The sequence below is a fragment of the Paenibacillus phocaeensis genome (assembly GCF_900021165.1).
Lineage (GTDB): Bacteria > Bacillota > Bacilli > Paenibacillales > Paenibacillaceae > Fontibacillus > Fontibacillus phocaensis.
The window spans coordinates 412,854-427,504 of the sequence record NZ_FCOQ01000018.1 but is presented as its reverse complement, the minus strand read 5'-3'; the positions used below and the strand labels follow the sequence as shown (position 1 = coordinate 427,504).

The following is a 14,651-nucleotide window of genomic DNA, read 5'->3' as shown; positions in this document are numbered from 1 at the left end:
ACCTAGTTCGGGGGCTAGAACCTCGAATTCTCACAAAAAAAAGAAATCCGCTAGATTCGCGGATTCCTTGAGTTTCAGGAGAACCATGCCGGTGCGGCGTTAATGGGTATAGGAAGCTACGTTATCCGGCGTCACCGCCTCGTGCAGTGAGATATTCAAACCGCTGGCGATCACGTTGGCTACATCCTCGATGAATTCGTCGATTTCCTTTGGCGTGACGATCAGATCATGGCCCAGCGGTTCGAGTACCTCTTTGACAAGGCCTAACCTCTCGCTTTCGCTCAGATCGTTCAGCATGCCCATGATCTGTTGGGTCGGGGCGTTCCCGTCGTCGCTTTCTTGATTGAAATGGCTTTTCATTAAATCAAATACATTGTTAACGATCGTGGATGCGTAGCACACTGTAGGTACGCCGATGGCGATACAAGGCACGCCCAGAATTTCCTGGGTCAGCCCCCGGCGCTTGTTGCCGATGCCGGAGCCCGGATGGATGCCGATATCCGCGATCTGGATCGTCGTATTGACCCGCTCCAGCGAACGAGAAGCCAGCGCATCGATGGCGATGATCAGGTCCGGCTTGGTCCGGTCGACGATCCCTTGTACCACCTCACTGGATTCGATGCCGGTGATTCCCAGCACTCCGGGCGCGATAGCGCTGACCTCGCGGTAACCCGGCGCCACTTGGTCCGGCGTCAACTCGAAGTAATGGCGGGTCACCATCACATTCTCCACTACCAAGGGTCCAAGCGCATCCGGCGTCACATTCCAGTTGCCCAAGCCTACGATCAGCGTCTTGGCCCCCGGTGCCACTCCGATTTTATTTAAAAATGCGGTAAACTCTTTGGCGAACGCGGCGGCAACCTTCTCCTGCAGCTCGGTATCCTGATTCCTGAGGCCGGGCACCTCCAGCGTCACGTAATGCCCCTGGATTCGTCCGATTTGCCGCGAGGCCGCCTCGTTGGTCACATCCAGCCGGGTGATCTTGATGCCATCCTCCTCTTCAACCCGCTCATTCAGCCCGGGAACCGGACCGCCGTGAGCCGTCTCCGCGATTTCCTTCGATTCAACGGCCAAGTCGGTGCGAACGGAATACTCCCGCAAATCCAAATTCATGCCATATGACCTCCATTTCCTCTGATTGCCTTTATTGTGCGGGAGAGGGAAAGCGTTTATGCATGCCTGATCGGCAGCCTGCGAAACTTGTGCGAAATCAAGAGATTCGGTAGGATGTAATTATTGCTTTTTGCTATCTTGCGTGATAAAATATTTTAAGTTGTGAATCATCAGGCTTGAACTATGCTTTACAGGAGGTGAATGCAATGCCTAACATTAAATCCGCAATCAAACGCGTAAAGACGAGCGACAAACGCCGCGCGCTGAACGCTTCGCAAAAATCCGCCCTGCGTACGGCTGTGAAATCTGCCGACACCGCTCTGGCGAACAACGAAGTTGAAGCAGCTAAAGCTGCTTTCGTGGCTGCAACCAAAAAATTGGACAAAGCCGTTACTAAAGGTTTGATCCACAAGAATGCAGCTGCCCGTAAGAAATCCCGCTTGGCTAAAAAATTGAACGAACTTACGTCCCAAGCGTAAGCCTCGTTAATGATAACGAAGTTAGTCTTCAACTAAGCTCAAAAAGACCTGAACGATAAATCGTTCAGGTCTTTTTGGTGATTGGCGGCCGGAGTGTTGGCCGAGCGTGGCTTGGCTTGGGGACGTTGTCGGGCTGAAGGCGTTGCCGCCTGAGGTTAGGCCCCCAGTTTTAACAGAAATAGTTCCAACCCCAGGACCTTGTCGATCTGCCCGCTTTTCATCCGGTAGTCCAGTTCTGCCAGCTCGGACAGGATCGCCTTTAGGCGTCCGGCTTCGAATTTGCGCGCCTGGTCGCCAGCCAGCTTGACCACGTACGGATGCAAGCTCAACTGCGAGGCGATTTGCTGCTGGGAATAGCTCTGGCGTCCGAGCTCCTTCACCTGCAGCATAATACGGAACTGGCGGGCGATCAGCGCCGCGATTTTGATCGGCTCTTCGCGCTGCTTCAGCAGCTCGTAGAAAATGCCGAGCGCCTGCTCCAGCCGGATCGCAGCGATGTGCTCGACCATCACGAACACGTTCTGCTCCGTGCTGCGGGCTACCAACTGCTCGACTGCGGCGGTATCGATCATGCCGCCGGCTCCGGCATACAAGCAGAGCTTGTCCGCTTCCGCAGCCAATGCGGCCATCTGCACGCCGCTCGCCGCGATCAGCGCTTCCGCGGCATCGCGTCCGATCCGGCAGCCGCGTTTCTCCACCTCATGCACGACCCACTGCACCAACTCCCCGCCGCCCAGCGGCATAAAGGACAATACCGTACCTGCCGCTTTGATCGCCTTGACGACCTTCTTCCGCTCGTCCAACTTCTCACCGTTCACGACAAAGACGATGATGCTGTGCTCCGCCGGATTCCCGATATAGGTGAGCAGCGCCTCCACTTTGTGCTCGATTTTGCCGCCTTCCTTGCCGCCGGCTACAAGCAATGCGGAGTCGCGAACCACAATCAGCTTACGCTCCACGAGAAATGGCATCGTCTCCGCCTCCTCGACCACCACCTCGATCGGCGTTTCCGCCAAGTCGAAGGTAGCGAGGGCAAAATCCTTTTGATCCTTATCAACCAACCGTTCCTGGAGCAGACCCACGAACTCCTGAATTTGATATTTCTCCGTGCCGTAACAAACGTATAGCGGGGAGATCCGCCCCTGTTTAATCTCTTTCATCACTTGCTTTGCGTCCATCCGGGTTCTCCCTTCCGTAATCATGGCCTCCTTCCATCATACTTCGATTTCACTTATTCGTCCAAGCCCTGTTGAAGGCAGTCCTGTCGGGATACCGCAAATCGGTAACGCGGGGAGTTGATGCGCCTTGCTACTCCCGGTGTTAGTTTCCAGCAGCATGATGGGCAGTTTGATCAAAAGGTGTGAGAAGTATGTGGTTGGTTGGTAGGTATAGTGCATCGATTGTTCTGTCGTGGGAAGTGGGCGGTCAACAGCGTGTACGCCTTATATAGGCAGCATGTGGCGTTGCTAAGTATACAGCGGTGGGGGGGAGGGGCGGACACTGTAAGGCGGAGTGTGTGGTTCGGCGGTTGGCGGTAGAGCAGGTAATGTGTGTCATTATGTGCGGCGGTTGGCGGTGGAGTAGATAATGTGTGTCATTGTGTGCTTGCGGTAGGCGGTGGAGTAGCTAATGTGTCATTGTGTGCTTGCGGTTGGCGGTGGAGCAGGTAATGTGTGTCATTGTGTGCGGCGGTTGGCGGTGGAGCAGGTAATGTGTGTCATTGTGTGCTTGCGGTTGGCGGTGGGGCAGGTAATGTGTGTTGTTATGTGCGGCGGTTGGCGGTGGAGCAGGTAATGTGTGTCATTGTGTGCTTGCGGTTGGCGGTGGAGCAGGTAATGTGTAATGTTATGTGCGGCGGTTGGCGGTGGAGCAGGTAATGTGTGTCATTGTGTGCGGCGGTTGGCGGTGGAGTAGGTAATGTGTGTTGTTATGTGCGGCGGTTGGCGGTGGAGTAGATAATGTGTAATGTTATGTGCGGCGGTAGGCGGTGGAGTAGGTAATGTGTGTCATTGTGTGCGGCGGTTGGTAGTCGGTGGTTATTTAGGCGGATGTGTTGCGGTAGGTCGTGAACGTTGAGGCGGTTGTGTGGTACATCACGATGGACTGCATCGATCGGCCAAATGTAACATTACAACGTAACGGAACGTACAGCCTTTATTTGGGCATTTCCCGGCTATTTCCCACTGTAACGGATTCCAGAGACCTTATTGGGCTCTTATGGTGCCCGATGAGCAGAATATCCCCGAAATAAGGTCTCCTCGTTCCGTTAGACATCTGCTCATCGACGAACTCCATAAATAGCGGCTCTGTGTTCCGTTAGATTGACGAAAGCCAGCTGCGAAATACGTCTTTAGTAATGTAACGGAACGTACAGCCCTTATTTAGGCATTTCCCGGCTATTTCCCACTGTAACGGATTCCAGAGACCTTATTCGGCACTTATGGTGCCCAGTGGGCAGAATATCACCGAAATAAGGTCTCCTCGTTCCGTTAGACATCTGCTCATCGACGAACTCCATAAATAGCGGCTCTGTGTTCCGTTAGATTGACGAAAGCCAGCTGCGAAATACGTCTTTAGTAATGTAACGGAACGTACAGCCCTTATTTGGGTATTTCCCGGCTATTTCCCACTGTAACGGATTCCAGAGACCTTATTCGGCACTTATGGTGCCCAGTGGGCAGAATATCACCGAAATAAGGTCTCCTCGTTCCGTTAGACATCTGCTCATCGACGAACTCCATAAATAGCGGCTCTGTGTTCCGTTAGCGTGCGGGGAGCAACAGGGACTGAGAAGCGCAGCGTAGCCTCCGGCTACGTGAGCATCTGAAATGTTTCCGCAGGAAATAGGCTTCGGAAGGCTTCGGAAGCATCCACTTAGGCCCGGCTGAATTCAAGATTCGCCGCCGGATCCACCTCCTAGAGTCCTATTCGTGATCCCAACCCGACTTTTGAAACGACCGCTTCCAATGAGGTTTAAAAGTCGGGTTGGGTGCACCGAGAATTTTTGAAACAACCGCTTAAAATGCAACAGAGGGACCTCTGCCTCTTGGCGAAAGATCCCTCTGTCCCGGAGCATCTATATAAACGCGGGCTGAAAAGCTCTAGAAACTCTCCCGCCAGCGGTCATACGACGATCAGGGGTGTTCAAACCGTTATCTCTAATATACATATAACCTATTCCATATCTCCAGAAAAGGTGCCTGCGGCAAGTTCAAAAAAACGCCCAATTTTGTCCGACCGATATTCTCGTTTAGCTCACGTATTCTCGTTTAGATCTCGTTTAGATCTCGTCTAGATTTCGTCTAGATTTCGTCTAGATCTCGTTTAGATCTCGTCTAGATCACGTTTAGATCGTTTAGATCATTTAGATCACGTAGAATCACGTTCGCATCGTTCAGGGCTGCGTTTCTTCGGATGCAGCTGCGGCCTTCTCGGCATCGACGGTATGAACCGCAGAGGTTCCGTCGATTTCTGTCTCGTACGTAAATACATGGCCTTCGTCGGACCAAGCGCCATCAACCCAATTCCCGTCGATGACCTGATCGGCTACCTGCTTCCGCTCCTGAACTTCAAGAAGGTAGACATACAAGTGTCCGTCCTTCAACTCGGCTTCAAATTTTCCGTCCGACGAGGTCCAGGTATTCATATTGGCGATCCCCAACTTCCCCGTTGGCTCATCCAGGGTTAATTGCCGGTTGATTGCATCGTCTTCCGAATCGTTCGGCGCAGTCATATCGGCTGGAGGCTCCATATTTCTCGCTTCGGGCAATGCGGAGTCCTGAACGGGAGCGCCGCCGTCCCCATCCGTCGGTACCGAATGATTGCCGGCCGGATCGTTCTTCCCAGAATTCGACCCGCTTGGAGCTTTAGTGTCTGCTTCAGGTTTCGACCGTGTCTCTGCAGGAGTACCGTTGTCTGGGGAGCCCCCTGTATCGATCTTGCTGTCAGCACCGCCTGAGTTCAAACCTTCGGCCGGAGTACCTTCTTCTTTCGGCACCGGAACATCTGCCTTTCCGGCTTCAGGCCCCCCCGTATGACTGTCATCCTTGAAGAGCTGTGCGTTTCCCGCCGCATCCCCGGCCGAATCAGCAGTTGAGGACTCCTCGCTAACCGAATCCGACGACAATGCGGAGTTCATCGCGATTTCAGCATCCGATGCGGTACGCGGTTCATATTGATATATGAACACACCGAGAATCAAAGCCGCAGCTACACCAAGCGACCCATATCGGTAAATTCGGCTCCGGCGCAGCCCGGTATCCGCATCCTGACGACGCGAGCTGTGTCGGCTCAGCATCGTACCGCTGAGACCGGAGCCCGCATCAACCGGCATCGCCGTAATAGGCAGCACCGTTTCCTCAGCAGCACTGCCTCCTTCGCGGCGGGCCCGGTCGATCTCATCCAGCTGCGGTAAAATCGCGTCCACGAGGCTAAAATTCGGAACTACCTTCGGCAGCTCCTCCAATTGCGCAGACAGCTTGTTCAAGAGCGCAAACGTCTCGGCGCATTCCTCGCAACCGCGAATATGCTCAAAGAGAAGAGAAGTTTCTTCTTCGTTTAAATCATGGTCGAGATAACGATGCATCCATTCCACCGCCTCCGGGCACTTCATCCTGATACACCACCCTTCTGATAATCTTGGAGTAAATGCTGAAGCTGCTGCCTGGCCCTGAATAGATAGGATTTCACCGTATTCAGCGGCAAATTCAAACTATCAGCAATTTCGTTATACGAAAAATCCTGCAAATACCTCAGCACAACCACCGACCTGTGGTGTTCCGGCAATTGATCGATCGCACTGCGGATATCCTCGGCCAAATAGCTCGACATCACTTCGCGCTCCACACTATCATTGCCCTGAAACACCATTTCGTGCTCTTCGATCGAAACGGTTGGCTTATTTCTACGAAATTTGTCGATACAAATGTTGGTCACGATCCGTTGGACCCAGGTTTTGAACTGCGCCTTTTCCTCATAAGAACCAATCTTGGTATAAATGCGAATGAGAGCTTCTTGAGCAGCGTCATGTGCATCCTGCTCGTTGTTCAAAATATAATAGGCCGTCCGGTACACGTGATTTTCAATTTCTCGCAATAGGGTGATTAGAGCGTCGCGATCGCCCGTTTGAGCGGCTCTGATGAGTCCCTGCTCTACCACTAAGGCTCCCCCTTCCTTGCATCCTTACAGACGCTAGCGTCCGACAAGATGTTGCAATGTTGTTACTATTTTTTAAATAAAAGTTTTTCTCGTGCAGAGTCGTTTCAATCTCACCTAAGAATACCAAAAAAAACAGGCCCCGTCATCCTGCCGAATTCAGGTAAGGGCCTATTTTATCAGGCTTTACAGCCATAGGGATCTGACCTCGATGTTCCCGCTGCGGACTCTCATCTGAACTTCACCTTGCGTGTCTGTTCGATAGACTCGAACCTTTTGTCTATTCAAACGGTCCATGACTGTGGGGTGCGGGTGGCCGTAGGTATTCGATGCACCTACGGATATCAGTGCCGCCGCCGGATGCCAGTAAGCCAACCAAGCCGCGGAGGTAGAGGTTTTGCTGCCATGATGGGCAACTTTCATCACATCTACCGAAGGTTCCTGCAGCGATCCTGCTCCTGCCCTATTAACGGCTGATTTTTCCAGTTCGAGCACCTCCCGCTCCGCCAACTCATCCATATCACCCGTGAACAAGAAAGAAGCTTTCTCCATATCCAACCGAAATACGATAGAACGGTGGTTTTGTTCTTTCACAAAGGGAGTCCCGCCAATCTGCTCCGTTCCCGTCAGCGGATACAGCACCTCAAGGAGGGTAGTCCTGTCCGGTTGCAGCTTCATGCCGCGGCTTGCAGAATACACCGGAATGTGCCGAACAAGCGCCGTCTCCATCAACCGAGCCATCGTCTTCGACTTCGCCAGGCTGCCGTTGATCAGCAGCGCCTCAACCGGGAATGTATCCAGCACCGCCTGCAGTCCGCCGATATGGTCCTGATCGCCATGCGTCAACACCACGAGATCCAAGCGGTGGATCCCCCGCTTCTTAAGCAGCGGAACAACCGTTTTAGCCCCCACCTCAAAAGGCTCGCGTCGCTCCCGCCAGGCATCCTTCGCTTTGCGGAACGACACCGTGCCGCCGCCGTCCACCAGCACATGCTTGCCCGAAGGAGTGGTAATCAGAGCACAGTCCCCTTGGCCGACATCGAGGAACTCAATGTAGCCCGTACCTTTGGCGTAGGCGGGCGCATAGCCGGATATCAGCAATAACACCAGCCCCGCTGCTGCGGCAAAACGCAGAAGCTCCAATCGTCCTGCCCATACTCGCCGGATAAGCCCGGCTGCGCTAAGGTGTGGGACCAGCGCATTCCAAAACCCGGCGAACCCTTTCCAACCCAACTGCCCGAGGACGGTTTGCTGCATCGAAGGATTGGGCTGACGCCAACCGTACGCACCAATGGAAACGGAGGCCGCTTCTCTCACCGGGGCTAACGGAACCGTGTCATCGTCTTGCCGCGCCGCAGCCAGCAGAGCCGCGGCGATGCGCTCACGTCTTTTTCCCCAAAAGAGCACTAGGAAGCACCCCGCATAGAAAGCCGCGATCCAAAGCAATGAGGGCGATTTCCAATACGTCATCATGCCGCTGCGCGCGCTCAGCCAGCTTGTTGCTTCGAACGTTGCTGTATTCAACCACCGTACGGGTACGGCCGCCCATGAACCTAACCGAACCGACAGCAAGCTCAGCAGCAAAGCCCCTGTCCCCGAGGGCAGCGCCAGCGTGCCGATGATCGGGACAAGCAGCAAATTGGCCGGGATAGACAGAAGGGAGAACTGGTTGAAATAGACGATGGACAGCGGAAAAGATACCAGCTGTGCCGCCAATGTGATCGCTACTGCATTCCCGACCTTCCCCGGCAGCCACCGAAAGTATGGCGCCAGGAGAGGCACAAACACGATTAGCCCCGCCGTTACGGCAAACGAGAGCTGGAAGCTGACGTTCAGCAAATAATACGGATCCCAAAGCAACATGAGCATCGCGGTGGCCGCCAATACATTAAGGCTGTCCTTGAGCAGCCCGCGCCTCAGCAAATACAACCCCAGCATCGTCATTACCCCGGAACGAATGACCGACGGGGAGAACCCGGTAAGCAGCATATACGCCGGAACGAAAGCGAACGCAACGGTGGTTGCGGTCTCGCGGGTCACTCGGCACAGGCGAAGCAGCCCCAATACCAGCGCGATGTTAATCGCCACATGGCTGCCGGAGATAGCTAAAATATGCGTAAGCCCAAGCTGGGTAAACTCTGCGTATTTGTCCGGGTCCAGCTCATCTTGTAAACCGATCAGCAACCCTTTCATATAACCAGCCTGCCAGCCCGGAAACAGCTGTTCAATCCGCTGTCCCAGGCGATCGCGCAAGGAATCCACATATCCCATAGCTGCGGCGATCCCGTGAGTTGGCGTTCCCGGTTGCAGAGCGGAGGCGCCTGCCGCCTTTGCCAGCCAGTGAATTCGCTGCAGGTGGAGATACCGGCGATAATCAAACGCGCCGAAATTGCGGGCTGGCTGCGGCGCTTCCAATGTTGCATGAAGCGTAATCTTAAGGCCGCGCTGCCACGAGGCCGCGACTTGTTGTTCACCTTGTGCAGCTAGCCGCAGCTGGACGGCGACCTTTTCTCCGCCGGGAATCTCCTGCATGACCTGCGGGTCTGCTCCGGTGAGCAGCGAGATCCGGTTTGCCTTCAGCGTAAAATCCGCCCGATCGCCATCGACCTTCACCGCCGACACGATCATTCCCTCCAGACGAACGGTTGGCCCATCCTTAGGCGATGTCTTTGCCTCCCCACGGCTTGTCCCCGACGCTCGCGGACCGTCGGCCCGATCCCGATCATCCGCCCCTGCTTCCGCAGCCGCCACTATCGGAGCAATCCGGCTTTCATTATTTGCCTCGTGATAGAACCAATATCCTCCGCCAAGCGAGAAGGCCAGCCATACCAAAACCAAACTCCGCCATGATTGACGCCGGAGCAGGGCAACACTCGCGCAAGTCAGCGATAATCCCAGCCAAAACAATCCATAACGCCAGCCGGCAAGGCCTGCCGCCGCCAGTCCGCTGCCGGCGATCCAGCCGCAGGCGATTGCGGTTAACGGTCTGCGATTCAACTTTCAATCCCCTCCTTGGGTCCGCAAAAGATATCCAAAACAAAAACACCCCACCCGCCTATAGGCGAATGAGGTGCTTCCACATTCAATAGCGCTATCGCTTAATCTTGTTACTCCTCCACGTGAGCAATCGTTTCCTGCGGCGGCTGGTAGCCTTCCAATCGACGGAAGGCGATCCCCTTCTGCGCCATCATGGCCGTCACCTTGCCGGTATCCTTCGGATACGGTCGGTGGAACACGATCTCCGTGATTCCGCTGTTGGCCAGCATGTTCGCACAAGTCCAACACGGCTCGTCCGTCACGTAGACGCTGGAGCCTTCCCGGTCGATCCGGTCCGTGAACAGAAGCAGGTTCTGCTCCGCATGAATGGTGCGGACGCAGCGCTGCTTCTTCACCATTTTCTCCTGGCCGTCATCGATCACAAGTTCGTATTCTTCCGCGATCATACAGCCGGCTTCCGAGCAGTCCGGCACGCCGGAAGGGGCTCCGTTATAAGCCGTTCCAAGCAGCTTCTTCCCCTGCACCAGCACAGCGCCGACATGGCGGCGGTTACAGCGCGACCGCGTCGATACCATATAAGCGATATCCATGAAATACGTGTCCCAGTCTTTGCGTTGATCCGGATTCATCCCATTCTCCCCCTCGCCCGTCCTCTTTCGATCACACAAGGTTTACAACCCGACGTAGGGCTTCATCTTCTCCAGCAATTTGTCCCCGATGCCTTTCACCAGGGTCAAATCTTCGATTGAAGCGAACGCGCCGTGCGCATTGCGGTAATCGAGGATTGCCTGCGCTTTCTTCTCGCCGATTCCAGGGATCTCCTGCAGCTCGGCCAGTCCGGCGCGATTGATGCTGATCCGTCCGGCCTCGGCGGATTTACCTGCTCCAGCCGCAGAAGGCGCGGCCTCGCTCGCTCCCTCAGACCCGGCGCCAAGCCCGGGGTTCCCCGCGGTGGCAGCTGTTGCTGCCGAGTCGCTGCCGGTTCCCCCAGCCGAGCGCTCCGCGGCCGCGGCGGTTGTGCCCGCCTCCTCCGCACCCGCAGTTGCCGGCTGCGAAGGGCTTTCGCCGCCGCCGCGCTCTGCGGAGCCAGGAGTTTCACTTACCGCACCGCCCCGGCCTTCCTGGGCCAGCGCCGCTTCCACTTGGGCGTTCACCGGCGTCCAGCCTTCGATCCCGGCAGGGGGCCGCCCCCCTGTTGCCAGCAGCATCAACCCGGCGCCGATCGTCGCCGATACCATTGCCGTCCATACGAGTTCCTTCCGCATTTTGTAACCCACTCCCCTATCAAACCTCTTAAAAGAATCCGCTTATAGTCATGAAGATCCAATCAAGCTGCATACATATTTATACAGGTGAAGTAGAAACGGCAGAAGTAGGTTCCCGCTTACGTAAAACTAACCGTTTATGAATCGTGAACGAATACGATCCACCTTATCGTTTGAACAAGACAGTGCGTTAAGCACGGAAAGGGGAAGCCGGATGAAAGTTGCCTTCATCGGAACCGGATCCATGGGAAGCCTGCTCATCGATGCTTTTTTGCGTTCCGGCGCGCTGCTCCCGCAGAACATTTGTGCCAGCAACCGCTCTCCCTACAAAATCAAGTGGCTGGTTCAGCGCCATCCCGGACTGCAGGCGTACGGCAGCAATGCCGAAGCCGCGCAAGGAAGCAAAATTGTCTTCTTGTGCATTAAACCCCTGGATTACCCTGAAGTGATTGCGGAAATCCGGGACGTGCTCGACGAGAAGCAGATCGTCGTGTCCATCACCAGCCCCGTCCAGATTGAAACGTTGGAAGACGCCCTGCCTTCCAAAATCGCCAAGATCATTCCCAGCATCACCCATTCCGTTCACAGCGGCGCTTCGCTCTGTATCTACGGGAAGCGAATCCGCCCCGAGGACCGTCTGCTGCTGGAACAGCTAATGTCTTCGATCAGCCTGCCGATGAACCTCAAAGAGAGCGAAACCCGGATCGCTTCCGATTTATCCAGCTGCGGGCCGGCTTTTATCGCATATATGCTTCAGCTCTGGGCGGAATCGGCCGCCGAGCTGACGGGCATCGGTTATGCCGAGGCGATTGAGCTTGGCTCGGAAATGCTGCTGGGCACCGGTAAACTGCTGACGGGCGGCGGCCTCAATCCGGATGAACTCATCGAGCGGGTGGCCGTCCCCGGCGGAGTCACCGCCGAAGGCATCGCCGTGCTCGAATCCGGTCTGCGCGGCGTATTTAACCGCCTGATCGAAACGACGCACCGCAAATACGATGAAGATATCAGCAAGCTGCACGCGCTGTTTCATCCAGGTATTCCGGCCGCTTCCTCGTCATCCATAGGGCCGTTGACGGCGGGTTTGGAAGGTGAGCGCCCCCGTGCCGGCATCAAACCGCCGGACGGTTCGGGGGCAACTCCCAGTTCCTGATCCCGAACTCCCCAAGCTTGCGCAAAAAAATTTATCCCACGACGATATTGACCAGCTTACCTGGAACGGCAACCACTTTACGGATCGTCTTTCCAGCCACAGCCTGCTGTACGTTCGGCAGGCTTAAGCTGTGTTCCTGCATCGCGGCCTGGTCCAAATCCTTGGAGATCTTCGTGCGTTCAACAATTTTCCCGTTAACCTGCACGACGATTTCGACTTCGGCTTCCACCGTCCAAGCCTCTTCATAGGCCGGCCAGGCTTCGTACGTAATCGTATCCGCGTGGCCGAGGCGTTCCCACAGCTCTTCCGCCAAATGGGGGGCCAGCGGGGAGAGCAGCTGTACGAAGTTTTCTGCGGCCGCTTTCGGCACGATGTCCGTTTTGTAGGCTTCGTTGACGAAGATCATCAACTGGCTGATCGCCGTGTTAAATCGCAGGTTCTCAAAATCCTCCGTGACTTTCTTAATCGTCTTATGCCAGGTACGCTTAAATTCGTCACTGCCGCCATCCGCCGAGATTTTCGGATTCAAGCTGCCATCCTCGGCGACAAACAGACGCCATACACGGGATAGGAAGCGATGAATGCCCTCTACGCCGCTGGCGTTCCAAGGTTTGGTCGCCTCCAGCGGTCCCATGAACATTTCATAGACCCGCAGCGTGTCCGCGCCGTATTCGTTTACGATTTCGTCCGGATTGATGACGTTGCCGCGGGATTTACTCATCTTCTCATTGTTGGTGCCGAGAATCATCCCTTGGTTGACCAGCTTGTGGAACGGTTCCTTGGTCGAGACTACCCCAAGATCATACAGCACCTTATGCCAGAACCGGGCGTAAAGCAGGTGAAGCACCGCATGCTCGGCCCCGCCGATGTACAGATCGACCGGAAGCCATTCCTGCTGCTTCTCCTTCGAGCACAGTTCCTTGTCGTTATGCGGATCGATATAACGCAGGTAATACCAGCAACTGCCGGCCCACTGCGGCATCGTATTCGTCTCGCGGCGAGCCGGCTTCCCCGTTTCCGGATCGACCGTATTCACCCACTCGGTAACGTTCGCGAGCGGCGACTCTCCGGTACCCGACGGCTTAATCGCGTCAACCTCCGGCAGGACAAGCGGCAGTTGATCTTCCGGTACCGGCTTCATGGTACCGTCCTCCAGGTGCAAGATAGGGATCGGCTCGCCCCAATAGCGCTGGCGGCTGAACAGCCAGTCGCGCAGACGGTAGGTGACTTTGCCGCGGCCTTTGCCGTTCTCCTCCAACCAGGAGATCATCTTCTTGATGCCTTCCTCCTTGCCCAGCCCGTTCAGGAAACCGGAGTTCACATGCGCTCCGTCGCCAGTGTACGCCTCCTTCGCGAGATCGCCTCCTTCGACCACCTCGATAATCGGCAGATCGAACTGCTTCGCGAACTCGTAGTCGCGCTCGTCATGACCCGGTACGGCCATAATCGCGCCGGTACCGTAACCCGCCAGCACGTAGTCGGCAATCCAGATCGGCAGCTTCGCGTCGTTCACCGGATTGATCGCATAAGCACCGGTAAAGACCCCGGTCTTCTCCTTCGCCAGATCGGTGCGTTCCAAATCGCTTTTGCGTGCGGCTTGGTCCTGATAAGCTTGAACTGCTTCACGCTGTGCGGCCGACGTAATCGTCTGGACCAGCTCATGCTCCGGCGCAAGCACCGCATAAGTAGCCCCAAACAGCGTATCCGGGCGCGTCGTAAAGACGGTCAGCGAGGCGTCATGGCCTTCGATGTCGAACACCACCTCGGCCCCTTCGGATTTCCCGATCCAGTTGCGCTGCATGTCCTTGATGCTTTCCGACCAGTCCAGCTCCTCCAGATCCTCAAGCAGCCGCTCGGCGTATTCGGTGATCTTCAGCACCCACTGGCGCATCGGTTTACGGATGACCGGATGCCCGCCGCGCTCGCTCTTGCCGTCGATGACCTCCTCGTTCGCCAGGACCGTCCCCAGCGCCGGACACCAGTTCACGGGAACCTCGGCCACATACGCCAGACCTTTCTTATACAGCTGGATGAAAATCCACTGCGTCCATTTATAATAGTCCGGATCGGTCGTGCTGATCTCGCGGTCCCAATCATAGGAGAAGCCCAGCGACTTGATCTGGCGCCGGAAATTGTTGATATTCTTCACCGTGATGTCGCGCGGATGCTCGCCCGTATCAAGCGCATGCTGCTCCGCCGGCAACCCGAAGGCATCCCAGCCCATCGGATGGAGCACGTTATACCCGCGCATCCGTTTAAAGCGGGAGACGATATCCGTGGCCGTATAACCTTCCGGATGGCCTACGTGAAGACCCGCCCCCGAGGGATAAGGGAACATGTCGAGCGCATAAAACTTGGGCTTGCCCGATTCCTCCCGCGTTTTGAAAGTGTGGTGCTCATCCCAGTAAGCCTGCCATTTCGGTTCGATGGCTTGGGCCCGGTAAACGTCATGGGGCACGTTGTGGTCCGCCATAATTCAAAATCCTCCTTGAA

General features: G+C 55.6%; 10 protein-coding genes. 2 read left to right on the top strand and 8 right to left on the bottom strand.

What is annotated here, in order from left to right:
* Positions 1-99: 99 nt before the first annotated feature.
* Positions 100-1,113, bottom strand: a complete 1,014-nt coding sequence (gene gpr / locus BN3795_RS11980) for a GPR endopeptidase (RefSeq protein ID WP_068784892.1) — start codon at positions 1,111-1,113, stop codon at positions 100-102.
* Positions 1,114-1,319: 206 nt separating this feature from the next.
* Here gpr and rpsT point away from each other — a divergent pair, with 206 nt between their 5' ends.
* Positions 1,320-1,592 carry a 30S ribosomal protein S20 gene (gene rpsT, locus BN3795_RS11975; protein WP_068784891.1) on the top strand — a complete coding sequence of 91 codons (273 nt, stop codon included), beginning with the start codon at positions 1,320-1,322 and terminating at the stop codon, positions 1,590-1,592.
* A 155-nt stretch (positions 1,593-1,747) separates the two neighbouring features.
* Here the strand turns inward: rpsT and holA are convergent, their stop codons facing one another.
* The 6 genes from holA to BN3795_RS11945 form a co-directional block, all read right to left on the bottom strand.
* Complete coding sequence (gene holA / locus BN3795_RS11970) at positions 1,748-2,770, bottom strand: DNA polymerase III subunit delta (protein ID WP_068785377.1); 1,023 nt, start codon at positions 2,768-2,770, stop codon at positions 1,748-1,750.
* A gap of 2,216 nt (positions 2,771-4,986) precedes the next feature.
* Entirely contained in the window at positions 4,987-6,204 is a 1,218-nt protein-coding gene (locus BN3795_RS11965; protein ID WP_068784890.1) for an anti-sigma factor family protein, read from the bottom strand.
* On the bottom strand, positions 6,201-6,749 hold the full coding sequence (locus BN3795_RS11960) for an RNA polymerase sigma factor (protein WP_068784889.1): 549 nt from the start codon (positions 6,747-6,749) through the stop codon (positions 6,201-6,203). Before BN3795_RS11960 ends, BN3795_RS11965 begins: the two co-directional genes overlap by 4 nt.
* A gap of 183 nt (positions 6,750-6,932) precedes the next feature.
* Positions 6,933-9,743: a ComEC/Rec2 family competence protein gene (locus BN3795_RS11955; protein ID WP_068784888.1), complete on the bottom strand. Its 2,811-nt coding sequence runs from the start codon at positions 9,741-9,743 to the stop codon at positions 6,933-6,935.
* Between the two features lie 110 nt (positions 9,744-9,853).
* Complete coding sequence (locus tag BN3795_RS11950) at positions 9,854-10,372, bottom strand: deoxycytidylate deaminase (RefSeq protein ID WP_068784887.1); 519 nt, start codon at positions 10,370-10,372, stop codon at positions 9,854-9,856.
* Positions 10,373-10,414: 42 nt separating this feature from the next.
* Positions 10,415-11,008, bottom strand: a complete 594-nt coding sequence (locus BN3795_RS11945; RefSeq protein ID WP_068784886.1) for a ComEA family DNA-binding protein — start codon at positions 11,006-11,008, stop codon at positions 10,415-10,417.
* 214 nt (positions 11,009-11,222) lie between these two features.
* On the opposite strand from BN3795_RS11945, the gene comER reads away from it, so the two are divergent.
* Entirely contained in the window at positions 11,223-12,158 is a 936-nt protein-coding gene (gene comER / locus BN3795_RS11940) for a late competence protein ComER (RefSeq protein ID WP_068784885.1), read from the top strand.
* 31 nt (positions 12,159-12,189) lie between these two features.
* On the opposite strand, the gene leuS is transcribed toward comER, so the two are convergent.
* On the bottom strand, positions 12,190-14,631 hold the full coding sequence (leuS, locus tag BN3795_RS11935) for a leucine--tRNA ligase (protein ID WP_068784884.1): 2,442 nt from the start codon (positions 14,629-14,631) through the stop codon (positions 12,190-12,192).
* Between the last annotated feature and the right edge of the window lie 20 nt (positions 14,632-14,651).